Genomic DNA, 26,553 nt, shown 5'->3' with positions numbered 1-26,553 from the left:
CTAGTTACAGGCGCACCTTATCGCCGTAAACAAGCAGGCCATTAACGAAACGGGTGAGGAACGGCGGCGAGAAGTGGCTGGTGGCCTCCAGCAACTTCGTCTTCCAACCGACCGGGAAGTGCACTTTTGTTGGGCTGCGGCGCGGCGCGGTCACGGCCCTTACTACCTCTGCGGCCACATCTTGTGGGGTTGTGGACGCCCCCAGCCGCCGCATACCCGCCGTCTCCACATCGGCAATAAGCGCCGTCCGCGAGTACAGGGGCAAGACGGTGCGGACTCGAATGTTGTGCTTATCCCACTCGAAATCCAGCGCCTCGGAGATGCCGCGGACGGCGAACTTGGTGGCGGAGTAGGTGGCCATATCCGGGGTGCCGTAGATGGAGGAGGCGCTGCAGACGTTGACGACCACCCCATCGCCGGCCGCTTTGAGGTGTTCGAAGGCCGCGCGGCAGCCGTAGATCACGCCCTTGACGTTGACGTCAACGAGGGCGGAATCCTGCTGGAAGCTCCCGCGGTCGATGAAGTCGCCGCCGTAGAGAACGCCCGCGTTGTTGATGAGTGCATTGATTCCCCCGGCGCGGGCCGCGAAGTCGGTAACAGTGGCGGACCACTGGTCGGGGTCGGTGACGTCGAGGGTGCCGGGGATAATGTTCGGATGTTGGGCCCAGCCGCGGACCTTGTCTCCGTCGAGATCGTAGGCGCCGACGGTCCAGCCGGCCTCGGCGAAGGACTCAGCGATTGCGCGCCCGAAGCCTTGGGCTGCGCCGGTAACGAGTATTGATTTCATACACCTAACTATTACAGTAGTCAGAGTACAGGAGGTAGATTATGGCCTATTTAATCATCGACCAATCCGGGAACCCATTAAGTCGCCCGAATGATGGAGATGTTGTATCCAATCCAGACACAGGGCAGGTCCTTACCGTCAGCTTCCTGAGGATAACCACGCCCGACGAGGACTATGAAGTTGATTTTCTTCCCGGAATTGTCGACCTCTACCAAGGAAGCAAGGATAGATCATCCTATTCCACAAATATTCAAGAGATAAGCGTCGAGAAAGGAACTCGACTTCACAAAATTGGCAGTATTGACCATATAGATGATGTAACCCTGACGCATTTAGGGGATAAATACCGAGTTCAGGCCGCGAAACTAGACGACACGAAACCAGATAGTTTAATCCTCTGCGAAGATGGTTTTATAAGAACTTTGCAAGATGGTTTTTCTGCTGCCGACAGGCCTCAAGGAGTTTTCCCCGTTCTCCACAAAGTCGATGAGTAGGCAGCCCCGCCGAGAACTACCCAGTTAGAACGCTTCACCCCATCAGCTTCTGCTGCAGGGCGCGATCCTTTTCCAGCACCGCGTCGCGCATGTTCTCCTGGTACTCGACCATCTTGTCCATCAGAGCCTTGTCAGCCACCGCGAGGGTGCGTACGGCCAGCAGTCCGGCGTTCTTCGCACCGTCGATGGAGACGGTGGCGGTCGGCACGCCGCCGGGCATCTGCACGATGGAGAGCAGGGAATCCAAGCCATCCAGATTGCCCAGGGCACGCGGAATGCCGATCACCGGCAGTGGGGTGGCCGCGGCGACCATGCCGGGCAGGTGGGCGGCACCGCCGGCGCAGGCGATGATCACCTTCACGCCGCGGGTGTGCGCGGTGCGGGCGTAGTCGAGCATGCGCTCCGGGGTGCGGTGCGCGGAGACCACTCCGACCTCGAAGGGGATGCCGAACTCGGCCAGGACCTCAGCTGCCGGCTCGACGGTGGGCCAGTCGGAGTCGGAGCCCATCACCAGGCCGACCAGCGGGGTGCGTGCGTTCTCAGTCATCGGTTAGTCCTCCCATTCGGCGGTTTCCAGGAACTTCGCGGCCAGGCGCGCCTGCTCGCGCGTGCGCGCCGGATCCTCCCCCAGCATATTGACGTGGCCGATCTTGCGGCGCGGGCGCCAATCCTTGCCGTACATGTGAATCTTTGCGTTCGGGAAGCGACGCCACACCGCGTCCATGCGCTCGTGCATCGGCATCGCCGGATCCTCGGCCGCTCCCAGCACGTTTGCCATCACCACCACCGGCGCAGTCGGCTCGGTGGAGCCTAGCGGGCGGTCTAATACCGCGCGGACGTGCTGCTCGAACTGGCTGGTGATGCAACCATCTTGAGTCCAGTGACCGGTGTTGTGCGGACGCATCGCCAACTCGTTGACGATGATCTCCGGCTGGCCGTTCTCGTCGGTGGTCTCGAATAGCTCCACCGCCAGCACACCCGTGACCCCCAGCTCGGTGGCGACGTCACGGGACAGCTGCTCGGCGGCGGCCAGGATTTCAGGCGTGGAGTTAGGGGCGGGCGCCACGGCCTCCACGCAGATTCCGTCTTCCTGCAGGGATTCCACTGCCGGCCACGCCTGCACCTCGCCGGACGGGGTGCGGGCCACCATGGCGGACAGCTCGCGCACCAGCGCGACCTTCTTCTCCGCCATCAGGGGGATCTCCTTGTCCAGCAGCTTCTCCACCAGCTCGCGGGCCTCGTCCACCGTGGCGGGGAACCACACGCCCTTGCCGTCGTAGCCGCCGCGGCGGGCCTTCAGGCACACCTGGCCGCCCACAGCCTCGAAGAACCCGGCAATATCATCGGCGGATTCGATGGCGGCAAACGCCGGCACCGGGGCGCCCAGCTCGCGCAGCTTCTTGCGCATCACCAGCTTGTCCTGCGCGTGAATCAGCGCCGACGGCTGCGGCTGCACGTTCACACCCTCGTCGATGAGGGCATCCAGAAAGCGATTGGGCACGTGCTCGTGGTCGAAGGTCACCGCGTCGGAGTCGCGGGAGACCTCGCGGACGTGCTCCTCCAGCGCGTAGTCCCCCAGCACCACGTCGGCGGTCACCTGCGCGGCCGAGGAATCCGGCGCCCCGGCCAGCACGCGGCAGCTAAGGCCCAGCTCGATCGCCGCCTGTTGTGTCATCCGCGCCAGCTGCCCGTCACCGATGATCGTCACCAGCGGCGCGCCCGGCGCGTGCGCGGTCTCGCGGGCTAGTGACCAGTCGGCTGTGTTTTTCCCGTTGTTCTCACTCACGCCTTCTAACTATAGTTCCCCGGCCCGACACGCCTAAGCTGGCTCTTCAGCAGCCTCTCGAACTTGCGGGTATAGGGAACCGAATGCAGCACCAGCGGCACCCGGGCGCCCGCCACATATACCGCTACGTCTCCCCGATGGGAGCGGCAATCCACCACGTTGGCCAGCGGGATCTGCCCGATCCGGCTGCGCAGATGGCCGGTCGCGGTGATCAGCCGCCTGTCGGTCAGCAGCATGCGGGAGCGCGCGCGGAAGATCAGGTGGCGCACGCAGCGCCTCCAGCAGACCCACAGCCACGCAATCAGCAGCCCCCGGCGGAGCCAGAGGAAGGCTTCCACGGTGGGGGCGTCCAAAGCATTGGTGGCCAAGTACTGGTCCAGAGCGCCGATGCCCATCCAGAACAGCCCCGTCCATAGCATCAGGCGCAGCACCGGGAAGAACATGGAGCGGCGCGCGGGGCTCAACTCCGCTAGGACCTGCTCGCCGGGGTCGAAGGTGATTTTGCTCATGCGTAGCGCCCTCCGTAGTCGCCCGTGCCGTCGGCGCGCAGGTGCACGATCTCCCCGGCGCGGATCACGCGCGTGCCCTCGCTGGTGCGGACCAGCAGCTCGCCGTCGTCGTCGATGTCGGTGGCCGTCCCCTCGACGACCTCATCGCCGGGCAGGAAAGCGCGCACGGAGGTGCCGATAGTCGCGGAAGCCTGGCGGTAGCGCGGTAGTACGGTCTGGGCCGCCCCTCCTAGTCGACGCCACCTCTCCAGATTCGCCGCCAGCTCCGCGAACACGGCCACCGCAACGTCCTCGCGGCTTGGGCAGGTTAGCCCCAGGCGGGCGCACTCCAGATCGATGGAGCTGGCGTGGGCGACGGGCAGCTCGTCGGTCTGCAGGTCGTAATTGATGCCGAAGCCCAGGATGATCGCCGGGTGCGGGTCCAGGTGCACAGCCTCCACCAGAATGCCTACCAGCTTGCGGCCGTCCAGCACGCAGTCGTTGGGCCACTTCAGCTGGATGGGGATATCCGCGGAGGCGCGGATGCCCTCCACGATCGACAGGCCGGTGAGCAGCGGCAGCAAGCTGATGCGGTCCACCGGCACGTCCGGCAGGCGCAGCAGCACGGAACAGATCAGCTGGCTGCGGGCCGGGGCCTCGAAGGAGCGCCCCTTGCGGCCGCGCCCGGCGGTCTGCTCCTCGGCCATGAGTAGGGACATGTCGGGCAGGTCCTCCCCGCAGCGCACGCGGTCGGCCAAATCGGTGCTGGTGGAGCCGGTGGTTTCCAACACCTCGACGTGACGGTAGCCCAGCGGAGCCAGGCGCTCGGCCAGGCGGCGGGGGTCTAGCGGCGTGCGCATGGGAGTACTGTCCTTTCTCTTCACATGCCTTCCCCCAGACACTCTAGCCCCACCAATCACGGCGCTGAAGTTTTTACACCGTATTATGGCGACCATGAGCTCTACCACCGACACATCGACAACTGCCGGGAAGATCGCCGACCTCCGCGATCGCCTGGCGGAGACCCACAAGCCGCAGGGAGACGAGATCCCGCGCGCTCGTCGCCGCGTGGACGCACTGCTGGATGCCGGTAGCTTCGTGGAGACCGACGCGCTGGCCCGCCACCGCTCCACCGCCTTCAAGGCAGACAAGTTCCGCCCAGTCACCGACGGCATTGTCGCCGGCTACGGCACCATCGACGACCGCCCGGTATGCGTGTTCTCGCAGGACGCCACCCTCTTCGACGGCCAAATCGGCGAGACCGCGGGCGAGAAGATCCTGAAGGTCATGGAGCTGGCCGTGAAGTCCGGCACCCCGCTGATCGGCATTTACGAAGGCGCCGGCGCTCGCCCAAACGAGGGCATCGCGGCCCTGGAGTTCTTCTCCCGCATCCAGAGCCTGCAGACGAAGCTCTCCGGCGTAGTTCCGCAGATCGCCCTGGTCGCCGGCCCCACCAGCGGCGCGTTGGTGCACTCGGTGGTTCTGTCCGACGTTGTCGTTGCGGTCAAGAGTGCCGGCGAACTGGTAGATGACGCCACAGACGGCACCGCCCACGTCGTCGCCGAAGACGACGCTTCCGCGCTGGGACTCGTCGCAGACATCCTCGGCTACCTGCCCAGCAACAACCGGGCACTCCCCCTGCGCGGGGACGAGACGGAGGCAGAGGCGGAGACAGACGAGCTGGACGGCCTGATCCCCGACGCGGACGCGCAGGCCTACGACATGCACGAGGTGCTGGACCGCGTGCTGGACGCCGGCACTGTACTGGAACTCCAGAAGTTCCACGCGCCGAACCTGATCACGGCGCTGGCGCGCGTGGGCGGCCGGAGTGTGGGCGTCATCGCGAACCAGCCCGAACAACAGGCAGGGGCGATCGATGACGCGGCGGCTGAGAAGGCAGCGCGCTTCATCCGCTTCTGCGACGCCTTCAACGTGCCACTGGTGACCTTCGTGGACTCGGCCGGCTACGCACCGGACGTGCTGTTCCGCCGCACCGCAAAGCTGATCGGCGTGACGGCCGCAGCGAGTGTCGGCAAGATCGCCGTGGTCACCCGCAAGGCCTTCGGCGACGCCTACCTTTCCCTGGGTGCGAAGCGCCTGGGCACCGATCTGGTGTACGCATGGCCGACAGCGCAGATCGCGCAGGACGACAGCTACCAGGCGGAGCCTTACTCCGCCGCGGAGCGAGGCCTGGTGGACGCGGTGATCCCGCCGCGTGAGACCCGCGCACGCATCGTCGACGGTCTGCGACTGGTGGAGCGCAAGGCCGAGGACGGCTACCCGCGCAAGCACGACAACCTGCCGTTCTAGGAGGAAGCGCGTGACTGACTTTCAGGTGATCAAGGGCAACCCGGACGAGGTAGAGACCCGGGCGCTGCAGCTCATCGTCGACGACCTGGCCAAGGAGGCCGAGGCGCTGCGCAACGCGAAGCCGGATACGCGCGGGCACTACGGCCGCGAGCTGCGCCACAGTAACCCTGGCGCGTTCCGCAACCCGCGGATGCCGCGGGACTAGGGCATGCAGCTGACATTGGCCAGCACCTCGCCGGCGCGCGAGAAGGTGCTGAACGCCGCCGGGGTGTTCCCGCGCAAGGTCTCCCCCGGCGTGGACGAGGAGGCCGCCGTCGCAGAGCTGGTGAACCCCACCCCGGCGCAATACGTGCAGCACCTGGCCACTGCGAAGGCGCGGGCGGTAGACGGCGAACTGGTGCTGGGCGGCGACAGCATGCTGCTGATCGACGGCGAGCTGCAGGGCAAGCCGCACACGCGCGAGGAGACGGTGCGGCGGTGGCGCCAGCAGCGCGGGAAGCGCGCAGAGCTAGTCACCGGACATGCGCTTTTTGACGCCGCCACGGGCCAGATCTACGAGGAAGCAGTGGCCACACAGATCCAGTTCGCCGATGTCTCCGATCGGGCGATCGAGGCATACGCCGCCACCGGCGAGCCGCTGGAATGTGCCGGGGCCTTCACCCTGGAGGCGCTCGGCGGGTGGTTCATCGAGAGCATCGACGGGCACCCGTCGGCCGTGATCGGCCTGTCGCTCCCCGCCCTACGGCGGGGACTGGCCCACTTCGGCTACGACTTCTGCGACCTCTGGGACTAGTTAGTCAGCCTTAACGGAGCGCTGCTCCGGGCCGACGTAGCTGGATAGCGGGCGGATCAGGGCGTTGTCCTCGTTTTGCTCCACGATGTGGGCGGTCCAGCCGACGACGCGGGCCATGACGAAGATCGGGGTGAAGAACGGGATGTCGATGCCCAGCATGTAGTAGGTCGGACCCGCCGGGAAATCCAGGTTCGGCTGGATGCCGGTGCGCTGGTCCATGGCCTTCTGCATGTTGTCGTACATCTCCACCCAGCGCTGGCCGTCGTGGTTGGCGGCGGTGCGGCGCATGGCGGCCTCCATGGTGGGCACGCGCGAATCGCCCTTCTTGTACACGCGGTGGCCGAAGCCCATGATCTTGTTCTTCGCGTCGCACTGGTCCAGCACCCACTGCTCGGCGGCTGCCGGGTCCTCGACGGCCAGGAAGTTGTGCATCACGGCCTCGTTCGCGCCGCCGTGCAGCGGGCCCTTGAGGGCGCCGATGGCGCCGGTGACGGCGGAGTAGACGTCGCTCATGGTGGAGCTGATTACGCGACCGGTGAAGGTGGAGGCATTGAAGCCGTGCTCCGCGTACAGGGTGAGGGACTGGTCGAAGGCCTCGACGTCGTCGCGGTTGTTGGCAGGGCTGCCCTCCTTGTCGCCGAAGCACATGTAGAGGAAGTTCTCGGCGATGTCGCGGTCGCGGGACGGCGGGATGTAGTCCAGGTTCTTGCGGCGGCGCAAGTCGTAGGCGATGATCGTCGGCAGCTTGGCCAGCAGCGTCAGCCCGGTGCGGCGCACTGCATCGGGGCTGCGATCGTCCGCGTTGAGGTCCTCCGTGCCGAACACGCTCACCGCAGTGCGCAGCACGTCCATGGGATGGGCGGTCTTGGGCAGGGAGTTGATGAGGTCCAGCATGCTGCGGTCGATGGGGCGCAGGGCGCGCTCGCGCTGGCGGAACTGCTCCAGCTCGCGGAAGTCCGGCAGTTCGCCGTTCCACAGCAGGTAGGCCACGTCCTCGAAGGTGCAGTGCTCGGCCAGCTCCTGGACGGGGTAGCCCCGGTAGGTCAGGGAGTTGGTCTCCGGGTTCACCTTCGAGACACCGGACGTGTCCACCACCAAGCCGTTGAGGCCCTTGTTGATGTTCTTGTCAGTGCCGGTGACGTTGGAGGTCTTGCCGGACTGGGCGCGGGGCGTGGTGAAGTTGGTGCGCCCGCGGTCGAAGGGTGCGTTGGAGACCTTGATCGGCTTAGTCATGGTGAGTGGTCCTTTCGGGTTAGAAGATGCCGCCGGGGATCTGTGGTGCGCGGGCCAGCACGTCGTCGCTGACCACGAGGTTCAGCTGGCCGAGCTCGCCGGGGGCCAGGTCCGCGGTGGCCTCGGCGACGGCGAGGAAGCGATCCTGTTCAGCCTCGTCTACCACGCCCTCGGTCAGGGTGCGGAACTTGTTGATGTAATCGGCGCGGCCGAAGGGGCGGGCGCCCAGCGGGTGGGCGTCGGCCACGGCCAGCTCGTCAACGATCTCGGTGCCGTCGCGCAGGGTGACTACTGCCTTGCAGCCGAAGGCCTTCTCGGCCGGGTCGGTGGAGTGGTAGCGGCGGGTCCACTCCGGATCCTCCACGGTGGAGATCTTGTGCCACAGCTCCACGGTCTCCGGGCGCTGGGCGCGCTCGGGGGCGTAGGAGCGCTCGTGGTGCCACTCGCCGTCTTCGAGGGCGACGGCGAAGATGTACATCACGGAGTGGTCCAGCGTCTCGCGCGAAGCCTTTGGATCGAACTTCTGCGGATCGTTCGAGCCGGTGCCGATCACATAGTGGGTGTGGTGGCTGGTGTGCAGCACGATGCTTTCCACCTGGCTGAGGTCCCCGATCTTGTCCCGCATGCGGCGAGCCAGGTCGATCGGCGCCTGGGACTGGTACTCCGCGGAGTGCTCCTTGGTGTAGGTATCCAGGATCGCCCGCTTCGGCTCCCCCGCCTCCGGCAGGGGTACGACGTAGTGGGCGTCCGGGCCGTCCAGCAGCCAGGCGATCACGCCATCCTCGCCCTCCCAGATCGGGGCCGGGGCGCCCTCGCCGCGCATGGCGCGGTCCACGGCCTCCACCGCCATCTTCCCGGCGAAGGCGGGGGCATGGGCCTTCCAGGAGCTGATGAGCCCCTTGCGGGACTGGCGCGTGGCCGTGGTGGTGTGCAGCGCCTGGCCGACGGCCTGGTAGATCACCTGCGGGTCCAAGCGCAGCAGCGTGCCGATACCCGCGGCCGCAGACGGCCCCAAGTGTGCAACGTGGTCGATCTTGTGCTTGTGCAGGGAGATTCCCTTGACCAGGTCCACCTGGATCTCGTAGCCGGTGGCGATGCCGCGAATCAGGTCGCGCCCGCCCAGCCCGCGCGCCTGCGCCACAGCCAGTATCGGCGGGATGTTATCGCCGGGGTGGGAATACTCGGTGGCCAGGAAAGTATCGTGAAAATCCAGCTCGCGCACCGCTACACCGTTGGCCCAGGCGGCCCATTCGGGGGAGACGGTGGCGTCAGTACCAAAAACGGCGCTGGGGCCGGCGTGGCACAGCGCCTGGGTGCGCGCCGAAGTGACGGGACGGCGCAGGATGGAAGCGGCAGCGACGGCCGCGTTGTCAATAATGCGGTTGACCACCATGTCCGCGGTGTCTTGCGGCACCTCGACCGGGTCGGCGGCGACCTGCGCGACCTTCCATGCGAGGTGCTCTTCCTGCGGAAAGTCGTCGGCCGAGGGGTGGACGCGAACGTCGTGGGTAATCATCGCGGGGGTTAGATCCTTTCGGGAATTGAGGCTGTGATGCGCCTCACTCTAACGCCCCGCGACGGGTTATGTAGTTAAACAAATATTTTTTGACGCCGAAACGGCAGTGTTGCGCTAGTGCGCTTAATCGTGCTTTTCCTCCACACGCTTAATGGCCTCCTCGGCAACCAGCTGCTGGATGCCCATATCCAGCTCAGAGGTGAAGCCCACGCAGGAGCAGTTGATCTCACCCAGGACGTAGGTGTCCTCGCCCGTCTCGTCGTCATCGGCCAGCATGAAGTCGGCGGTCCAGATCAGCGGGATGTTGTCGCCACCCAGCTTCTCGGCGATGACTGGGCGGGCCTCGGCGAACATGTCCACCAGGTCCTGCCACTCCTCCGGCTTCTGGTAGGTGTACTTCGCACCGGAGAACAGGGTTGCGGAGAACGCGTCGCCGCCATCGGCCGGCTTCTTGTGAACCACGAACACCGGGTGCGGGCCGACCAGCAGAATGCGAATCTCACCCTCGACAATGCGCGGCATGAAGCGCATGTCCACCAGCATGCCGTTGTCGCCGACGATGTACTGGTCGCAGAAGTCCATGAACTCGCCCAGCTCGCGGACCTCCGTGTGGTTGTCGACTGCCTCGGTGCACTTCAACTTCGCATCCAGGGGCAGAGCCGTGCCCGGCTCGATGGACTCGGCCAGCTGCTTATCTTCCAGCTGCACGCGCCAAATACCGGAGCCGGTGGAGCCGCGGTTCTGCTTCAGCACGCGCTCACCGTAGGACAGGGAGGTGGGGAAGGTCTTGTGGAAGGAGTCGACGTCGTAGTAGGCGGCAGTGTCGTCCGGCACCAGGTCGGTGTCGTTCAGCTTCACCAGCGCATCCTTCGCGCCGTAGGCCATCATCTCAGCCGGAGTGGACATGCCCACCAGGCCGGCCTCCTCGGTCAGCTTGGTCAGCATGTCGAAGTAGCCCTTTTCGCCGCCGGGGATGTGGCCCGGGTTGACGCGGGAGATGTAAGCGTCGTACTTAGCGGCAACGTCTTCGTAGATCTCGCTGGCCTTCTCCGGGTCGAAGTAGACAACCTCGGCGCCCCAGCCCTTCTCGCGGATGGCCTCGACGATGGGCATGGTGTCGCGGCGGTGGCCGTCCTCACCCTTGTCGTTTCCGCCCTGAACCTCAAAGACAACAATGTTCTTGTGCACGGTTTCCCCTAGCTCTGGAAGTAAAAAATGCAGTGCATGTGGCCACGTTTAGCCAACACCTTTAATTCTATGGCCAGCCAGCCCGGGCGGCAGTGTGAGAAAGGCTGGCAAGAAGGCGCTAGACTCTCAATCGATCGAAAGGCAGGTGTTTCATGGGAATCGAATTCGACCCCAGCCCTCAGCTCAAGCAGTACGCACAACCAAACAAGCTGGTCACGAACGCTTGGCTCGGCGCAAAACTGGGGACTCCCGGCCTCAAGGTCGTCGAGGTGGACGCAGATTCGCTTTTATACGATATTGGTCACATTCCCTCTGCCGTACGCCTGAAGTGGTACGAAGACCTCTCGGATCCGGTGTGGCGCGACCTTATCGGGCCAAAGGAGTTCGAGGAACTCATGGGGCGCCTGGGCATCTCCCGGGAGGACACGGTGGTGTTCTACGGCGACCACGCCAACCTGTGGGCCGTGTACGCGCTATGGGTCTTCGAGCTTTTCGGCCACCCGGATGTGCGGATCCTGGACGGCGGGCGAGACGCCTGGATGCAAGAGGAACGCGAGATTTCCTATGCCGTTGATGACGTTTCTCCGCGCCCCACCTACTCGGTGCCCTCCCACCGAAACGACCACACCCACCGCATCTTCGTCGACGAGCTGCGCACGAAGTTCGACGGCACCCAGGTGATCGACCTGCGCAATGCCGAGGAGTACACCGGCGAAGTAACCCTGCCCGGCTACCCTATCCGCCGCAACGGGCACGTGCCGGGGGCCAAGAACCTGCGCGCCGACTCCTCACTGCTGGCCAACTCGCGCTTCCGCCCCGCCGAAGCCATCGAGGCCATTCATGCCGAACTGGAGTTGGACCCTCACCGCGAGACCGTTGTTTATTGCAACAACGGTGCCCGGGCCGCGCTCGAGTGGTTCGTGCTGCGCTTCCTCCTGGGGTGGGAAAACGTGCGGGTTTACGATGGCTCGTGGATTGAATGGGGAAACATGATGCGCGTGCCCATCGAACGCGCCTAACCGGGGCGTGTAGCCTCATTAACTAACCCCTAACTAATAACCCGAAAGGATTGCCCGTGACTTCCAGCACCGCCGCTGACCTGACGAAGGTACTGATCGCCAACCGTGGCGAGATCGCAGTGCGCGTCATCCGGGCTGCGCGCGACGAGGGCATCGCTACCGTCGCCGTGTACGCGGACCCGGATGCAGAGGCACCCTTCGTGCGCATGGCTGACGAAGCGCTGGCCCTCGGTGGCCAGACCTCGGCGGAGACCTACCTGGACATCGAGAAAATCATCGGTGCTGCGCGCAAGTCCGGCGCCGACGCGATCCACCCGGGCTACGGCTTCCTGTCTGAGAACGCGGACTTCGCCCAGGCCGTCGTGGATGCGGGACTGAACTGGATCGGCCCGCCGCCGGAGGCCATTCGCAAACTCGGCGATAAGGTCACTGCGCGAAACATTGCTCTTAGTGTTGACGCCCCTATGACTCCGGGCACTAAGGAGCCTGTCGCGGATGCTGCAGAGGTCACCGCCTTTGCGGAGCGCCACGGACTTCCGATCGCCATCAAGGCCGCCTTCGGCGGTGGCGGGCGCGGCATGAAGGTCGCCTACACGATGGACGAAATTCCGGACCTCTTTGAGTCCGCAACCCGCGAGGCCATCACCGCCTTCGGCCGCGGCGAGTGCTTCGTGGAGCGCTACCTGGACCGCGCCCGCCACGTCGAGGCGCAGGTCGTGGCCGATAAGCACGGCAACGTTGTGGTCGCCTCCACCCGCGATTGCTCCGCCCAGCGGCGCTTCCAGAAGCTCATCGAGGAGGCCCCCGCGCCGTTCTTGAGCGACGAGCAGAACGAGCGCATCTACTCCTCCGCCAAGGCCATCTGCCGCGAGGCCGGCTACTACGGCGCGGGCACGGTGGAGTACCTGGTGGGCTCCGACGGGCTGATCAGCTTCCTAGAGGTCAATACTCGCCTGCAGGTGGAGCACCCCGTCACCGAGCAGGTCACCGGCTGGGACCTGGTGCGCGAGCAGTTTCGCATCGCCCGCGGCGAGGAGCTGTCCCGCACCGAGGACCCGGAGATCGTCGGCCACTCCATCGAGTTCCGCATCAACGGCGAGGACCCGACGAACAACTTCATGCCGGCCCCGGGACGCATCCAGACCTACCGTGAGCCCGCCGGCCCCGGCGTGCGCATGGACTCCGGCATCGAAACCGGCGCAGTGGTCGGCGGGCAGTTTGACTCCATGCTGGCCAAGCTCATCGTCACCGGCGCCGACCGCACCGAGGCGATCCAGCGTTCCCTGCGAGCACTGGAAGAGTACGAGGTCGAGGGCATCCCGACCGTTATCCCCTTCCACCAGGCCGCGCTAAACGACCCGGCATTCGTAGCCGAGGACGGCAACTACCGCGTGTACACCCGGTGGATCGAAGAGGAATGGGACAACCAGCTGCCCGCCTACGAGGAGCCGCTCGCGGCCGCCGCCGAGGGCGAACTGCCGAAGGAGAAGCTGGTCGTGGAGGTCGACGGGCGCCGCGTGGAGGTGCTGGTGCCGGGCGAGATCCTGGCAGGCCGTGGCTCGGTGAGCCGCGCAAAGAAGCGCCGCGCGAATGCCGCGGACATCGCCATCACCGGCGACACGGTAGCCGCCCCGATGCAGGGCACCGTGATCAAGGTGGAGGTCGCGGAAGGCGACGAAGTGGCCGAGGGCGACGTGCTGCTGGTGCTGGAGGCGATGAAGATGGAGAACGCCGTCAAGGCGCACAAGTCCGGTGTGGTGCAGTCCTTGAGCGTCGGAGGCGGCGATGGCGTCACAAAGAACCAGGCACTTATGGAGCTGAAGGACGACAGCTCCGCTGGGAACGAATAGACAAAACAGGAAACACACCCCCATGACTGAAACCACCACCGAGCAGGCCAACAGCTTCGAAAGGAAGACGCCGAAGGGCATGATCTTCCTCGGCCTTGGGCTGCTGATCGTCGCCGTGATCACCGCTATCGTTTCGCTGGTGGGTGTGAAGGACTTCGGCAAGGGCTACGACGTACAGGCCGGCAAGGAGTACTACCTGCTGGCCGATGAAGACGCCCTGACCGCGAAGGAATGCGCCCTAGTGGACAGCGAGGGCAAGCAGCTCGTCGACCGCATCGAGGCCGCGGATCTGAAGTTCAGCCAGGATGACCTGGAGATCTCCGATGTCTCCCTGCCGCTGACGAAGAACAAGGGCGTGTACACCTCGATCAAGTTCACCGAGGACATCGAGGGCGCCAAGTACACCTGCGACCAGGGCAGCATCTACATCTCCAAATACTCCTCCGGCACCCTGCAGGCACTGCGGTGGGTGACGATGCTGTGCGGCGCTGCAGGCGTGGCGATTCTGATTCTGGCGGCGTTTGCGAACCAGCGTAAGCGGGGCGCTGATGATGCAGACGACACAGCGGACGCAGAGGACACAGAGGACACAGAGGACTGAGTGGTAGAAAACCTTACGAACCAGCTGACCGGGACCTTGGCTAAGTGGAAAAGCTCCAAGCGGGGCTACGTATTGGCGCTTGACCAGGGGACCACGTCTACCCGCTGCATCATTTTTGATGCGCACGGCAAGATCATCAGCTCCAGCCACATGGAGCACCAGCAGATCTTCCCCCGCCCCGGCTGGGTGGAACACGACCCGGAGGAGATCCGGCGCAACACCCGGCGCGTGATGGCGGACGCGGCGGCCTCCCGCGACATCCCGGTGGAAGAGTTCGCAGCGGTGGGCATCACCAACCAGCGCGAAACCACCGTCGTGTGGGACCGCGTCACCGGCAAGCCCATCTACAACGCCATCGTGTGGCAGGACACACGCACCGACAAGATCGTGAGCTCCTTGAGCGAGGAGCAGAAGACCATGATCTTCGAGCGCACCGGCCTGAACGCCTCCACCTACTTCGCCGGACCGAAAATCCAGTGGATCCTGGACAACGTCGACGGCGCCCGCGAGAAGGCGGAGCGCGGGGAGCTGGCCTTCGGCACCATCGACTCGTGGCTGATCTGGGAACTCACCCGCCGCTCGCACAAGAAGTCCAAGGCGGGCCGCAGCGACCATGCCCGGCACGTCACGGACGTCACCAATGCCTCGCGCACCATGCTGATGGATCTGCGAACGCAGACGTGGGACCCGGAGCTGTGCGAGCTGTTCGGCGTGCCTGAATCCATGCTGCCGGAGATCGTCAGCTCCTCCGAGGTCGTCGGGAAGGTCCGCCGCAGCGGGCCGGTGCAAGGCGTGCCGATCGCGGGCATCCTGGGCGACCAGCAGGCCGCAGCCTTCGGCCAGGTGTGCTTTAACCAGGGCGAGGCGAAGAACACCTACGGCACTGGCAACTTCCTGCTGATGAACACCGGCACCGAGCCGCAGTGGTCCGAACACGGGCTGATCACCACCGTCGCCTACCGGCTGGGCAATCAGCCCGCCGTGTACGCACTGGAGGGCTCCATCGCCGTCACCGGCTCCCTAGTGCAGTGGCTGCGCGACAACCTGGGGTTCTTCGACACCGCCGACGACATCGAGCCGCTGGCTCGCAGCGTGGACGATAACGGCGGTTGCTACATCGTGCCGGCCTTCAGCGGGCTGCTGGCGCCGCACTGGCGCCCCGAGGCGCGTGGCATCATCGCGGGGCTGACCCGCTACGTGACGAAGGCGCACATCGCCCGGGCCGCACTGGAGGCCACGGCCTTCCAGACCCGCGAGGTCGTCGAGGCCATGAACGCGGACTCGCAGGTGGATCTGAAGAACCTGCGCGTCGACGGTGGCATGGTGGTCAACTCGTTGCTGATGCAGTTCCAGGCCGACCAGCTGGAGGTTCCGGTGACGGTGCCGGAGGTCTCGGAGACCACCGCCCTCGGAGCGGCCTACGCCGCCGGCCTGGCCGTGGGTTTCTACCGGGACCTCGACGAGCTGGTTTCCCTCTGGCAGGAGGAAAAGACCTACTTCCCCAAGGGCGACCCGGAGGAGCGCAGGATCGCCTACGACAAGTGGAAGCGCGCCGTGGAGCGGACGTTCAACTGGACCGAGGATTAGGCTCCGGGTGCTACCTTTAGAGGTATGAACGAACCGTCCCGCCGTGAAATCCGCATCTCCGATGTCGACCGTAGCGACGCTATCAGCGCGCTCGGTGAGCACTTCGCCGACGGTCGGCTCACCATGTCCGAGTACGAGGAGCGCGTGCAGCAGGCCACCACGTCCCGCTCCGAGCGCGAGCTCGCGCAGTTATTCACCGACCTCCCACCGCTGGAGGCTTCGCGCGAGCTCGTTCCCTACTACTCCGCCCACGAGGTCGATCGCCAATACCGCAGCGGCAGGAACGTGCGTCTGGGCTTGCTGCTCAGCACCGTGATCGGCAGCAGCGCCCTGGCCATGCTCTTCAATGGCGTGTGGGCGAACTCCCCCATCCTCTTGCTAATGATCCCACTGGTCTTCGTGCTGCTCTACATCATGAAGGTCGGCCCTAGGACCTGGTACGAGCCCAGCCCGGCACAGTTGGAGCGCCAGCGCTTCCGGGAGCTGAAGATGCAGCAGCGCGCCCAGCAGGCGCAGTGGAAGTTCGAGCGCAAGCAGCGCACCCACCAGCTGACCAGCAGCGCGATGAAGTTCGCGCAGAAGCGCCTTAACGGAACTGGTCAATAACCCCGGCGAACAGGCGGATGCCGATACCGAGGGCGCGCTCGTCGAAAACGATGTCCGGCTGGTGCAGGTCGGGCCGCTCCCCCTTGCCAGTCCACGCGCCCAGGCGCGCCATGGAGCCCGGCACGTGCTCCAGGTACCAGCTGAAGTCCTCGCCGCCGGTGGATTGCGGGGCCTCCTTCAGCGCGTTCGGATCCACGTCCTTGACGGCCTGCGCGAGCGCGGCGGTGGAGACGTCGTCATTCATCACCGGTGGCACACCCTTGGTGTAGCGCAGCTCGAGCTCGGCCCCGGTGGGTGCCACCAGGTGCTCTAGGAGTTCTCGCAAGGTTTCTTCGCCACGACGCCACACTCCAACCTCCGCGGTGCGGAACGTACCGAGCAGGCGGACCTCCTGCGGAATTGCGTTGAACGTGGAGCCGCCGTTGATCGCGCCGAAGGTCAGCACCGTGCCGGTGCGCGGATCCACGGTGCGGGACAGCAGGCCCGGCAGCTGCGAGGCGATGAGGCCTGCGGTGTACACCAGATCCGCCGCCAGGTGCGGACGGGAGGTGTGGCCGCCATGGCCGCGCAGGATGATCTCCACCACGTCGCTGGCGGAGGTGATCGCACCGGTGCGCACGCCGATCTCGCCGGTACGCAGCTTCGGCTCGCAGTGGACGGCGAAGATGCGGGATACGCCATGAAGTGCGCCGGCTTCGATGACGTCCACCGCGCCGCCGTCCATGACTTCCTCGGCGGGCTGGAAGATAAAGCGAACCTGAACCCCCAGGGCATTCTCCCCGTGGGCATCAACAAAATCGGCAAGGGCGACGGCCAGCCCCAGCACGATCGTGGTGTGGATGTCGTGACCGCAGGCGTGCATGACCCCCGGTGCCTCGGAGGCGTAGTCCAGGCCCGTGACCTCCTGCAACGGCAGCGCGTCGATGTCACCGCGGAAGGCGATGCGGGGCGCGCCGACGGGGCCGATGTCGGCGATCAGACCCGTGGAGGGCAGGGCCACGGGCTGCAGTCCGGCGCGCTCGAGTTCGGCGGCGAGGAAGCGGGTGGTCTCCGTCTCCATGTGCGACAGCTCGGGGTTGCGGTGCAGGTGACGGCGCCAGTCGATGACCCGCTGTGCGTTGTCCCGCGTCCAGTTCTGCACAAACTGGGCGACGGAATGGGTGCTGCTTTCCTGCGCGCGTTCCTGTGTGCCGTCTTGCACTTGAATACTCACGTCCCTCTCACTTTTACTGACCTGTCTAGTCTAGCGCCTGCGGTATTCTTGGTTGGCATGACTGCTTCCCCAAATCCCTATGAATTGGCCGCAGAGGCCGCGGCGGCGCTGAAGGAGCGCACGGGCCTCGATTCCTACGACTGTGCCGTGGTGCTCGGCTCGGGGTGGCGCCCCGCCGCCGACGTGCTCTGCGAAGGCGCGGAAGACCTGCAGGAGTTCCCGATGTCGGAGCTGCCGGGCTTCCTGGCTCCCACCGCGCAGGGCCACGGCGGCACGGTGCGCAGCGCCCGCATCGGCGGCCGCAACGTGCTGGTGCTGCTGGGCCGCACCCACGCCTACGAGGGCCACGAGCTGTGGCGCACCGCCCATGCGGTCCGCACCGCCGCGGCCGCGGGCGTGCAGACAATCGTGCTGACCAACGCCGCGGGTGGCCTGACCGAGGGCATGACTGTCGGCGAGCCGGTGCTGATCGCCGATCACATTAACTTCACCGCCAAGACACCCCTGACGGGCGCGAACTTCGTGAACCTGGTGGATGCCTACAGCCCCGAGCTGCGCGCCAAGGTGCAGAAGCTGCGCCCCGGCATGCGCGAGGCCGTGTACGCAATGATGCCCGGGCCGCAGTACGAAACTCCGGCGGAGATCCACATGCTGCGCACCCTGGGCGCGGGCCTGGTGGGCATGTCCACGGTCTACGAGACGATCGCCGCGCGCGAGGCGGACCTGGATGTGCTGGGAATCTCGCTGGTCACGAACCTGGCGGCGGGGGTTACCGGCGAGGCTCTGAACCATGAGGAGGTTCTGCAGGCGGGCAAGGAAGCCGCCAACGACATGGGCAAGCTGCTCGGCGAGCTGGTGAACAACCTATGAGCCAGTTGAAATTCGGCACCGCCGGCCTGCGCGCCAAGATCGGTCCCGGGCCAGACGAGATGAACGTCGGCACCGCCACCCGCGCCACGGCCGGCGTGGCTGCGTGGCTCAAGGAACGGAAGCGCCCCTTGCGCGCCGACGGGGTTTTTCGTGCGGCTGTGGGATATGACGCCCGCTACGCCTCCCACGCCCTAGCTCGCGCGACGGCGGAAACCTTCGCCGGCGCAGGCTTCGACGTGACCCTCATCGCGGAACCCTCCCCCACCCCGGTGTTGGCGTGGCTGGTGCGCTCCCGGCGCATGGACGTGGGCGTGCAGATCACCGCCTCGCACAATCCGGCGCAGGACAACGGCTACAAGCTGTACCTGGACGGCGGAGCACAGCTGGTCTCCCCCGCCGACCGGCAGATCGAGGAGCACATTGCCTCCCAGCCAACTGACGCGGCGAAGATCCCCCGTTCCGAGGCGAAGTCTGTAGACCTGTCCGTGGTCTCCGGCTACGTCACCGAGCTGGGCACCCTGGTGGCCACCGGCCGCCAGGCGGAGCTGGCGCCGCGGCGGAAGCTGAAGATCCTCTACACCCCCATGCACGGCGTGGGCGGCAACGCCCTGGAGTGGGCCTTGCGCGAGAACGGCTTCGGCAACGTGCACGCGGTGGCCTCGCAGCGCTGGCCGGATCCGACCTTCCCGACGGTGGACTTCCCCAATCCGGAGGAGCCGGGTGCCACCGACGCGCTGCTGGAGGAAGCCCGCGCCATCGACGCGGACCTGCTGATCGCGCTGGACCCGGATGCGGACCGCTGCATGCTGGGGTTGAAGCGCGCGGATGGCGAATACCACATGCTGCGCGGGGACGAGGCCGGCCCCTTGCTGGCGCGCCGGGTGCTGGCGGGCGTGGGGGCGTCCACAAAGAACAAGCCTGTAGTGGCGACAACGGTGGTCAGTTCGCAGCTGCTGGGGCGCATGGCGCGCGCCGAGGGTTGGAACTACGTGGAGACGCTGACTGGGTTTAAGAACCTGGCGCGCGCTGCCGACGGGCGGCCCGGCGAGCTGGCCTTTGCCTACGAGGAGGCGATCGGCACCGCGCCCGCGCCGCACATTGTGGCGGATAAGGATGGCATTGCGACAGCACTGATCGCGGCGGCGTGGGCGGCCGAGACGGATCTGGCCGCCGAACTGGATGACATCGAGGCCACCTATGGGGTGTTCAGGACCGCGCAGGTCAGCGCCCGTTTCGACAGTGCGGCAGAAGCGCAGGAGCTGATCGCGCGCTGGGCGGATAACCCTCCGGCTGAGCTCGCGGGTGCGGCCATGCAGGCCGGGCCGATCGAGGATTCCGCGGGCAACCGCACCGACGGCGTGCGACTGGTGGGCACTTCCGGGGACATGGGACTGCGCGTGGTCGCCCGCGCGTCCGGCACCGAGCCGAAGGCGAAGTTCTACCTGGAGGTCAGCGCGGAGCCAGGGGCGGATGCGCAGGCTGTGGAGGCGCTGCTGGAGCGCCTAAAGGTCGATGTTTCGGGGGCCGTATAGGCGGTCGCCGGCATCGCCCAGGCCGGGGACGATGTACGCCTCCTCGTTCAGGCTGGGGTCGATGGTGGCCGTGAAGAGCCGGTGCACGCTTACGTTGGCCTCCACCAGCGCATCTACACCCGGCTGGGCGGAGACCATGCACACGCAGGTGATGTCGTTGGCGCCGCGATCCTCCAGCAGGCGGATGGCGTGCAGCAGCGAGCCGCCGGTGGCCAGCATCGGGTCGACCAGGAACACCGGCTGGTCGCTGAGGTCGTCCGGCAGTGCCTCCAGGTAGGGCACGGGCTCGTGGGTGGTTTCGTCGCGGGCCATGCCGATGAAGCCGACTTGTGCGTCGGGGACCATGGACAGCGCCGGATCGATCATGCCCAGGCCTGCGCGGATGACGGGCACGATGATCGGGGGCTTTTCCAGCCGCGTGCCCGTGGTGGTGGCGACGGGGGTTTCGAGCTCGAAGTGTTCGACCGCCAGGTCCGCCGAGGCCTCGTAGATCAGCATGGCCCCCAGGTCGGACAAAGCGGCGCGGAACTGTGCGTTGTCGCTGTTCTTGTCGCGCATGATGCTGAGCCGGGAGGCGACGAGCGGATGATTAACCACCTGAATTTCCATGGTTCCCCACTCTAGTTGATCCGCAATTGAACCTTTTGCGCCGAGGCGGAGTCTAAAGAAGCTGCAGAGTGTTTTTGGGGAGGGTTTCATGCTTTCAGGGGATGCGTTAACGGCCGATTCGGAACTGGTGGAGCGGCTAAAGGGGCGCACGCAGGATGTGAGTACCGCGCTGCAGGGAAAGGTCGCGCCACTGCACGGCGCCGTGGGCATGGTGGCGCCGCCGGCGCTTAAGGATTTTTTGCGGGCGCTGTCGACGGCGCGGGACGCCCACGATGGGTTGTTGCGGGATGCGGAAAGCTACTTTAATGACGCCACGTTTGCGCTGGGGAGCGTTCACCGCGGACTAGACGGACACGAGGGCGAATACTCCCACGCCTTCAGCGGGTTGAGGGAGGTCTGAGGTGCTAGACATAGCGAGCCTCGTGGCCCCACTGGCCGCGGCGATCCCCTCGCCCTTTAGTCCGGGCCTCAGCGCCAGCGTCTCTGGGGTAAGGGGCCTGCAGGATCTGGGGGATCTGGCGGCCTCCGCCCTGCAGGGACGGGCGGGCGATAACGTCCACGGTTCCCTGGACTCGGTGGCCAAGGTCGTTTCCCAGGCCTTAGGTGCAGGCGGTGCACTGGACAAGTTGGCGGGGCAGGCAGCCCAGGCCGTAGAGCGGGCAATCGGGGATTTGAGCGTCATCTTCGACGACTGCGTGCGCGAAGTCGGCCAGGCGGTGGCTACCAGCGGCATGGCCGGCCCGCTGGGCTTGGTTAATGGCCTCGGCGCGGCGATGCCGGTAGTGTTGCGACACTTCGGGCGGGCGGAAGATCGCGTGCACACTCTAGAGGAGGAGCTACGCGGGTTGGCCTTGGACGTGCAGCAGGTGAAGAAGGAGCAGATTCCCGAGCGGTTGCCCGCCCGGAATCCGGATACGGCAGAGGTTGCGGTGCCGGCGTCACCAGATAGCAACAGCGCGCCGGGCGCACCGACGGGCCAGGCACACAAGGCGGTAGCCGCGGCGAAGACGGCCCTGGGAACTCCGTATCAGTGGGGCGGGACGGTGCCGGGCAAGGGGCTGGACTGCAGTGGGCTGGTGCAGTGGGCCTACCAGCAGGCCGGGGTGGATCTGCCGCGCACGGCGAGCGCGCAGGCGGTCGGGCCGCAGATTCCGCGCGCGGAAGTGCAGGCGGGCGACCTGGCCGTGTGGGACGGGCACGTGGCGATGATCGTCGACGGCGGGAACATGATCGAGGCCGGCGATCCGGTGCAGATCAGCCCCATCAGGCAAGACAATATCGGAATGCCGTTCAAGGGCTTCTACCGGCCGACGGCGGCGTAGGTAAATAGGCAAAGGACTTAGAGGAGAAAACATGCCACTCATCAACGGACGATCCCACGGCAGCGGGTTGGCGCGCATCGTGAGCACTCCCCCGCCGCGCGAGTATCTGGCCGCGCAGTTCCTGGGCGAAATGCCGGAAACCGTACCCGCGGTGCTCACGGCGGAGCTGCGCAACCGGCGGGCCGACCAGACGCAGGACTAAACACCGACGTAACCAGACCGACCTAGTAGAATGCCTAGCCATGGCAGCAGAAAATGGCTTGAGGACATTCGGCAACGGCATCGTCGCCGTGGAGTTAGAGATCACCAGCGGCACCTGGTACACCCTGTGGGCCCCGAACTGGCTGGTCAAGGGTGAGCGCTGGCAGGGGTTCCTGGGCGATGACGACGATCTTTTCGTCTTCGACTCCCCCGCCAAGCTCCTGGCTTTCCTCGAGGACGGCGGCCGCAACGAGCTGGCCGAGCACCCCAAGTGGGCGCAGTTCAAATCCGACTTGGTCACCAACGTGGTGCCCACCCGCACCGGAAAGATCAGCCTGATCGAGGTGCCTCGCAAGCTGGCCCAGCGCCCGGGCTATGAATCCACCTCCGCGGTCGCCCGCGGTTTCGATCTGCTGCGTTCCATGGGCAACGTGCTGGGGCTAAAGAGCGTGAACAATTGGTTCCACTCCTATTCCATCCTGGATAACGTGCGCCGCGGCCCAGACCACTACCAGTCGCAGAACGGCCTGGAAGAGTGGTCGGGCGTTGGCCGCACCGTGCTGGATCGGTGGAAGGGCATGCTCGATGACGTCGAGGTGCACCTGACCGAGCCAGAGGTCGACGAAGCGAAGGTGAAGGACGCACAGAAGCGCATCGACGAAGCCCAGGAGGCCCGCGAGAAGCGTCAAAAAGAAAAGGAGGCCGAGGCGGCGGCTGCGGCCAAAGCCACCGAGGGCAAGGACGTCGATCCTTATGACAAGACCATCTGGGCTGACGCCGGCATCGATCCGATCCGCATCAGCCTGAACGGCCAGTACGTCTACACCTTGCGCTGCTACGTCGGCGACAAGCCGCGCTTCCTCGGCCGCCACGGGGAGATCAACACCTTCCCGAACTCTCGTGCCCTCGTGCGCTGGATTATTGACGCCCACGATCACGACCTCGAAGAGCTGGATACTTGGGGCGACCTGGTCAGCGCCGCCAACGCCGGTGAGCTGGAGGTCACGGTGCACGACTCGAACCAGTACTCCTTCGCTGGCCTGCACGACGACATTTCGGAATCCCTCGATGCCGTGGATACCGACCAGCTGGGGCGCGCCTACGAGCTGCTGGCGGACGCCGCGGACTGGGCGGGCGACGACGGCGTGAACAAGATCCTGCTGAGCTACCCGAAGCTGCAGAACTACCTGGCCTACATGCTGGGCTCCCCGTCGGACGCACAGCCGTCCGCCCCCTTCGACGAGGAGGCGAAGGGCTGGAAGGCCCTGGAAGATGGCCTGATTAAGCGCTTCACGCGCTTCTAGAAATTAGATGGCTGGCCCTGGCCAGCCCCAGGGCATCTTCGCCTGGCTGTTGTATTTGAAAAGCGCAAATACACCAAGAGAGACGGCCGCCAACGAAAGGGCGATTGCAAAATAAACGCCGATTTCTGCACTCCCTTGGAAGACCTCCTCGAAAACCAGGCCTTCTTCCCGCAGTCGAGCACCCTCTTCCCTCTCCATGGCCTTCAATGCTCGCTGGATCTTCATGATCGACCAGATCGCCCAGCCTAGACCCACCAGACCCGCGCCGATAAACATGGAAGAGGCCACACGCGGCTTCACCGCCTGCCACAACATGACGGCACCCACAATCAGTAGCGACAGGGCTGCGACATTGGCTGGTACGCCGACTCCGGCACTGCTGAACTTCGAATCAACAACGTCAGCACCCTCCGGAGCGCCTGTGACGACCACCCTGCCCCAGCCGTTCACATTTAGCCTCATAATCCCTTCATCGTAATTAAACGTCAGCTCCGTCCATTCGAGAAAGCTCGCAGTGAACATAAGCAAGGCTAAAGCTGTGGCGCCGCCGGAGACGAGCAGCATCCATGTGCTGGGACGGGAGCCATACGACGGGTTTGGTTGCGGACGGTATCCGTATCCAAACTGAGGGTTTCCACCCATCGCGCCGTAGGGATTGGGATTGTTCATGGATCAATCACTTCCGGTCATTCACGGGCAGCTACTAACAAAAGAGCTCGTCTGGACTTACCATGACGAGCTCTCTTGCGATGTAGAAAAAGGTCCTTACTGCCCCGGCTGGTTAAACGGGTTCTGGTTACCTGGCTGGCCGAACTGACCCTGCTGATTCGGCTGGTTCTGTGGCTGGCCGAACTGGCCCTGCGGGTTACCCGGCTGGCCGAACTGGTTCGGCTGGTTGTTCCCCGGAACATTCAGCTGCGGGCCGAACTTCACGATCGCCAGCACGCCGAGCGCGATGATCGTCAGGGCGATGATGATTGCCAGGAAGACCGCGAACTTCGGGCCGCCGTCCAAGGTGATGCCAGATGCGAACCCGTAATTACTGCTGGCGGACTGAGCTGCCTCCAGCTCGTCCTTTGCCTCCTTGTAGGGGCCGTTGAAATCAACGATCGTCCAGATCGCCCAAATCAGATGCACCGCGCCACCGGCGATGCCGAGGTAGACGGCCACGCGCGGCTGGATCTTCAGCCACAGCATCACGGCCGCGGCGATCAGCAGGCCCAAGGTCAAGAGCATAAAGAGCACGCCCAGGCCGGTGTTACCGAAATCCTCGGCGAAATCCTGCTTATCGGCATTGTCGCTCACCGAAAGCACGCCCCAGCCATTCACGCCAGCGGTGTACTTATCCTCACCGAGAGTGGTTGTTAAACCGACCCACTTGAAGAAGCTGAAGAACAGCACCAGCAGCGCTGCGATGCCAGCCACGCCTGCAGCCAGCTGGTTCCACGCCAGCGACTGCAGCCCCTGCTTCATTGCCTGACCGGCCTGCCCCGGCTGACCCGGCTGGTTTGGCTGGCCAGGCTGACCCGGCTGGCCAAACTGGTTCTGCTGTTGCGGCTGCGGCTGGTTAGGCTGCTGCGAGTACGGATTCTGGCCACCTGGGTTCGGTCCCGGCTGACCATAAGGATTCTGGTTGCTCATGGCGAATGCTCTCAATCTTTTCTGCGAATAATTCCTATCTAGGATTCGCCTAATTATTACAGCTTGCTACTGATTAAGCGACCGGAATGGCATTATCGATCAACAACGAAGAATTGGTCGAACGTCACGTTGCTGGCCACCTCGCCGTGTTCGTAGACCTTTAGGTCCTTCTGATTGATCTCGATGCGCGTTCCACCCCCGACCGGCACACTGTAGCTGCCGCGGCTCGGGTCTGCGTAGGACATGTCCACGTCCTTCTCGATCGAGTGGCCACCGACATAGCTTCGGTAGTAATAGTCGCCGTGCTCCCCGACCTTGCACACCACGACATAATCGCCGTCGCCATAGGCTGCGTACAGCCACTGGTCGTCAGCATTGCAGTGCGCGGGGCTGCCCTCCCAGCCATAGCTGCTCAACCTATATTCTGGACTGGAAGATCCACTGCCTCGCGGCTCCTCCGAGGTTGGCTCCGCTTCGCTAGTCTTTTCACGCTCGGTGGTCTTGGCGGGGCTCTCGCTGCTCTTTTTGGACGCCACCGTCTCCGTCGCTACCGGCGATTCCTCACCGTCACCGCCGTCCTTCCCCATAACTGCCGTGGCCGTCAGCACGCCGGCGACCAGCAGCGCCACCACGGAGATTGCGACGATGGAATACACCCAGGGAGAGGTCTTATTCTGCTGCGGCTGCGGGGCCTGCTGCGCAGGATAGTTGGGGTTCCAGTTATTCCAGTTGTTATTACTCATGCGATGTTCCGACCCTTAGCGGTCGAGAATATTCATGTTCAACAGCTTCGGGCCGCTATTGCCCACGCCGAAGAACAGTAGGCCCTTCAACTTGCCGTTGTTGTCCTCCACGGAGACGAGGTAGAAGTCCTCGTAGCGGTCAACGCTCTCCTCAGTCAGGACAAACCGGGCGAAATCGTTGCTCTTGGTGACTTCTCTGGGCTGGAGAGCGAGGGCGTCAAACTCCTTATTCATGCCCTCGTATCCGCCGTCGTCCAGGTCGAAGTAATCCGAGGCGTCGGACATGAATTCCTTGCCGACGTGATCGTCCATCCACATCTGGGTCTCGCCCTTCTTGCGCAGATCCAGAAACTCCTGGGAAAGGTTTTTTACCTCGCGCTCGTCGCCGAAGAACCAGCTCACACCCTTGTAGGCACCGAACAGAACCAGGACTGCCAGGAGGGGGACAATAGCCGCCACGGTCAGCGCCAGCTTCGAGGAACGGGCGAACTCGCGCTTCAGCTTGGACGGCTGCTTGGGCTGCTGTGGTTGCTGCGCTTGTTGTGGCTGCTGCCCCTGCGCCGGCACCTGCATCTCACCCAGGTCACGCAGCGCGGCAATGTCGATCTCGGGGGCATTCGGATCGTCCAGGCGGGCATCGTACATGCCGCGCTTCGTCGGATCCGCAATCACCTGACGCGCCACCTGCAGCTCGTCCTCCCCTCCCGGGTTGGAGGTGTTACCCGTGCTCAGGCGCTTATCGATATCCTCTGCGATGTCCTGAGTACTTGTGCCCCGGTCAATCCCAAGCGACTCGTACAGGTTGTAATGCGCCACGGCTTCGGTCAGCTCCCATCCTTAAAATGTCGTTATACAGGCAT

General features: G+C 64.9%; 29 protein-coding genes. 15 read left to right on the top strand and 14 right to left on the bottom strand.

Features of this window, described 5'->3' with window-relative positions; translation table 11 throughout:
- Window positions 1-4: 4 nt before the first annotated feature.
- Entirely contained in the window at window positions 5-787 is a 783-nt protein-coding gene (locus MHX66_RS02485) for an SDR family oxidoreductase (RefSeq protein ID WP_239199316.1), read from the bottom strand.
- Between the two features lie 41 nt (window positions 788-828).
- Between MHX66_RS02485 and MHX66_RS02480 the strand changes: the two genes are divergently transcribed.
- Window positions 829-1,281 carry a hypothetical protein gene (locus tag MHX66_RS02480; RefSeq protein ID WP_239199313.1) on the top strand — a complete coding sequence of 151 codons (453 nt, stop codon included), beginning with the start codon at window positions 829-831 and terminating at the stop codon, window positions 1,279-1,281.
- A gap of 34 nt (window positions 1,282-1,315) precedes the next feature.
- On the opposite strand, the gene purE is transcribed toward MHX66_RS02480, so the two are convergent.
- The 4 genes from purE to MHX66_RS02460 are packed head-to-tail and all read right to left on the bottom strand — an operon-like array spanning window position 1,316 to window position 4,415.
- Window positions 1,316-1,828: a 5-(carboxyamino)imidazole ribonucleotide mutase gene (gene purE, locus MHX66_RS02475; protein WP_070487838.1), complete on the bottom strand. Its 513-nt coding sequence runs from the start codon at window positions 1,826-1,828 to the stop codon at window positions 1,316-1,318.
- 3 nt (window positions 1,829-1,831) lie between these two features.
- The gene (locus tag MHX66_RS02470) at window positions 1,832-3,067 is read right to left on the bottom strand and encodes a 5-(carboxyamino)imidazole ribonucleotide synthase (RefSeq protein ID WP_370646252.1); all 1,236 of its coding nucleotides are present in this window, start codon (window positions 3,065-3,067) and stop codon (window positions 1,832-1,834) included.
- Between the two features lie 5 nt (window positions 3,068-3,072).
- A complete protein-coding gene (locus MHX66_RS02465; protein WP_239199310.1) occupies window positions 3,073-3,576 on the bottom strand; it encodes a hypothetical protein in 504 nt (167 codons plus the stop codon).
- Complete coding sequence (locus MHX66_RS02460) at window positions 3,573-4,415, bottom strand: biotin--[acetyl-CoA-carboxylase] ligase (RefSeq protein WP_239199307.1); 843 nt, start codon at window positions 4,413-4,415, stop codon at window positions 3,573-3,575. The genes MHX66_RS02465 and MHX66_RS02460 overlap by 4 nt, the downstream gene beginning before the upstream one ends.
- Before the next feature lie 85 nt (window positions 4,416-4,500).
- On the opposite strand from MHX66_RS02460, the gene MHX66_RS02455 reads away from it, so the two are divergent.
- From MHX66_RS02455 to MHX66_RS02445, 3 genes are read left to right on the top strand one after another with little or no spacing between them, the layout of a single operon-like run.
- Complete coding sequence (locus tag MHX66_RS02455; protein WP_239199304.1) at window positions 4,501-5,865, top strand: acyl-CoA carboxylase subunit beta; 1,365 nt, start codon at window positions 4,501-4,503, stop codon at window positions 5,863-5,865.
- 10 nt (window positions 5,866-5,875) lie between these two features.
- Complete coding sequence (locus MHX66_RS02450; RefSeq protein WP_239199301.1) at window positions 5,876-6,070, top strand: acyl-CoA carboxylase subunit epsilon; 195 nt, start codon at window positions 5,876-5,878, stop codon at window positions 6,068-6,070.
- 3 nt (window positions 6,071-6,073) lie between these two features.
- A complete protein-coding gene (locus tag MHX66_RS02445; RefSeq protein ID WP_239199298.1) occupies window positions 6,074-6,658 on the top strand; it encodes a nucleoside triphosphate pyrophosphatase in 585 nt (194 codons plus the stop codon).
- Here the strand turns inward: MHX66_RS02445 and MHX66_RS02440 are convergent, their stop codons facing one another.
- The 3 genes from MHX66_RS02440 to MHX66_RS02430 form a co-directional block, all read right to left on the bottom strand.
- Complete coding sequence (locus MHX66_RS02440; protein ID WP_239199295.1) at window positions 6,659-7,891, bottom strand: bifunctional 2-methylcitrate synthase/citrate synthase; 1,233 nt, start codon at window positions 7,889-7,891, stop codon at window positions 6,659-6,661.
- Between the two features lie 19 nt (window positions 7,892-7,910).
- The gene (prpD, locus tag MHX66_RS02435) at window positions 7,911-9,407 is read right to left on the bottom strand and encodes a 2-methylcitrate dehydratase PrpD (protein ID WP_239199292.1); all 1,497 of its coding nucleotides are present in this window, start codon (window positions 9,405-9,407) and stop codon (window positions 7,911-7,913) included.
- A gap of 123 nt (window positions 9,408-9,530) precedes the next feature.
- The gene (locus tag MHX66_RS02430) at window positions 9,531-10,595 is read right to left on the bottom strand and encodes a Cj0069 family protein (RefSeq protein ID WP_239199289.1); all 1,065 of its coding nucleotides are present in this window, start codon (window positions 10,593-10,595) and stop codon (window positions 9,531-9,533) included.
- 152 nt (window positions 10,596-10,747) lie between these two features.
- Here MHX66_RS02430 and MHX66_RS02425 point away from each other — a divergent pair, with 152 nt between their 5' ends.
- Genes MHX66_RS02425 through MHX66_RS02405 form a run of 5 tightly spaced genes read left to right on the top strand, consistent with a single transcriptional unit; the run spans window position 10,748 to window position 16,258 of the window.
- A complete protein-coding gene (locus tag MHX66_RS02425) occupies window positions 10,748-11,614 on the top strand; it encodes a sulfurtransferase (RefSeq protein WP_239199286.1) in 867 nt (288 codons plus the stop codon).
- 56 nt (window positions 11,615-11,670) lie between these two features.
- Window positions 11,671-13,464 carry an acetyl/propionyl/methylcrotonyl-CoA carboxylase subunit alpha gene (locus MHX66_RS02420; protein ID WP_239199283.1) on the top strand — a complete coding sequence of 598 codons (1,794 nt, stop codon included), beginning with the start codon at window positions 11,671-11,673 and terminating at the stop codon, window positions 13,462-13,464.
- A gap of 22 nt (window positions 13,465-13,486) precedes the next feature.
- A complete protein-coding gene (locus MHX66_RS02415) occupies window positions 13,487-14,065 on the top strand; it encodes a hypothetical protein (RefSeq protein WP_239199280.1) in 579 nt (192 codons plus the stop codon).
- Window positions 14,066-15,652, top strand: coding sequence for a glycerol kinase GlpK (gene glpK, locus MHX66_RS02410; RefSeq protein WP_239199277.1), 1,587 nt, complete (start codon window positions 14,066-14,068; stop codon window positions 15,650-15,652). It begins immediately after the preceding gene.
- 24 nt (window positions 15,653-15,676) lie between these two features.
- Complete coding sequence (locus MHX66_RS02405; RefSeq protein WP_239199274.1) at window positions 15,677-16,258, top strand: DUF1707 domain-containing protein; 582 nt, start codon at window positions 15,677-15,679, stop codon at window positions 16,256-16,258.
- Here the strand turns inward: MHX66_RS02405 and MHX66_RS02400 are convergent.
- A complete protein-coding gene (locus MHX66_RS02400; RefSeq protein WP_239199271.1) occupies window positions 16,239-17,471 on the bottom strand; it encodes an amidohydrolase in 1,233 nt (410 codons plus the stop codon). The genes MHX66_RS02405 and MHX66_RS02400 overlap by 20 nt on opposite strands.
- A 57-nt stretch (window positions 17,472-17,528) precedes the next feature.
- On the opposite strand from MHX66_RS02400, the gene MHX66_RS02395 reads away from it, so the two are divergent.
- Window positions 17,529-18,341: a purine-nucleoside phosphorylase gene (locus MHX66_RS02395; RefSeq protein ID WP_239199268.1), complete on the top strand. Its 813-nt coding sequence runs from the start codon at window positions 17,529-17,531 to the stop codon at window positions 18,339-18,341.
- The gene (locus tag MHX66_RS02390) at window positions 18,338-19,873 is read left to right on the top strand and encodes a phospho-sugar mutase (RefSeq protein WP_239199265.1); all 1,536 of its coding nucleotides are present in this window, start codon (window positions 18,338-18,340) and stop codon (window positions 19,871-19,873) included. The genes MHX66_RS02395 and MHX66_RS02390 overlap by 4 nt, the downstream gene beginning before the upstream one ends.
- On the opposite strand, the gene upp is transcribed toward MHX66_RS02390, so the two are convergent.
- The gene (gene upp / locus MHX66_RS02385) at window positions 19,844-20,482 is read right to left on the bottom strand and encodes a uracil phosphoribosyltransferase (protein ID WP_239199263.1); all 639 of its coding nucleotides are present in this window, start codon (window positions 20,480-20,482) and stop codon (window positions 19,844-19,846) included. The two genes, MHX66_RS02390 and upp, sit on opposite strands and share 30 nt — an antisense overlap.
- Window positions 20,483-20,570: 88 nt before the next feature.
- Between upp and MHX66_RS02380 the strand changes: the two genes are divergently transcribed.
- From MHX66_RS02380 to MHX66_RS02365, 4 genes are read left to right on the top strand one after another with little or no spacing between them, the layout of a single operon-like run.
- Entirely contained in the window at window positions 20,571-20,882 is a 312-nt protein-coding gene (locus MHX66_RS02380; RefSeq protein WP_239199260.1) for a hypothetical protein, read from the top strand.
- A gap of 1 nt (window position 20,883) precedes the next feature.
- Window positions 20,884-21,804, top strand: coding sequence for a C40 family peptidase (locus tag MHX66_RS02375; protein ID WP_239199257.1), 921 nt, complete (start codon window positions 20,884-20,886; stop codon window positions 21,802-21,804).
- 31 nt (window positions 21,805-21,835) lie between these two features.
- Window positions 21,836-22,006 carry a hypothetical protein gene (locus tag MHX66_RS02370; protein WP_005291698.1) on the top strand — a complete coding sequence of 57 codons (171 nt, stop codon included), beginning with the start codon at window positions 21,836-21,838 and terminating at the stop codon, window positions 22,004-22,006.
- Window positions 22,007-22,046: 40 nt separating this feature from the next.
- Window positions 22,047-23,309 (top strand): hypothetical protein, encoded by a 1,263-nt coding sequence (locus MHX66_RS02365; protein WP_239199254.1) that lies wholly within the window; start codon window positions 22,047-22,049, stop codon window positions 23,307-23,309.
- 3 nt (window positions 23,310-23,312) lie between these two features.
- Here MHX66_RS02365 and MHX66_RS02360 read toward each other — a convergent pair whose 3' ends face one another.
- The 4 genes from MHX66_RS02360 to MHX66_RS02345 all read right to left on the bottom strand — a co-directional run bounded on the left by MHX66_RS02360 (window position 23,313) and on the right by MHX66_RS02345 (window position 26,509).
- Entirely contained in the window at window positions 23,313-23,978 is a 666-nt protein-coding gene (locus tag MHX66_RS02360; protein WP_239199251.1) for a hypothetical protein, read from the bottom strand.
- A gap of 96 nt (window positions 23,979-24,074) precedes the next feature.
- Window positions 24,075-24,950, bottom strand: a complete 876-nt coding sequence (locus MHX66_RS02355) for a hypothetical protein (RefSeq protein ID WP_239199248.1) — start codon at window positions 24,948-24,950, stop codon at window positions 24,075-24,077.
- A 92-nt stretch (window positions 24,951-25,042) separates the two neighbouring features.
- Complete coding sequence (locus tag MHX66_RS02350) at window positions 25,043-25,693, bottom strand: hypothetical protein (RefSeq protein ID WP_239199245.1); 651 nt, start codon at window positions 25,691-25,693, stop codon at window positions 25,043-25,045.
- A 15-nt stretch (window positions 25,694-25,708) separates the two neighbouring features.
- Window positions 25,709-26,509, bottom strand: coding sequence for a hypothetical protein (locus tag MHX66_RS02345; RefSeq protein WP_239199242.1), 801 nt, complete (start codon window positions 26,507-26,509; stop codon window positions 25,709-25,711).
- Between the last annotated feature and the right edge of the window lie 44 nt (window positions 26,510-26,553).

The sequence above is a fragment of the Corynebacterium sp. ACRPH genome (assembly GCF_022347285.1).
Lineage (GTDB): Bacteria > Actinomycetota > Actinomycetes > Mycobacteriales > Mycobacteriaceae > Corynebacterium.
This window is presented reverse-complemented; position numbering and strand designations above follow the sequence as displayed.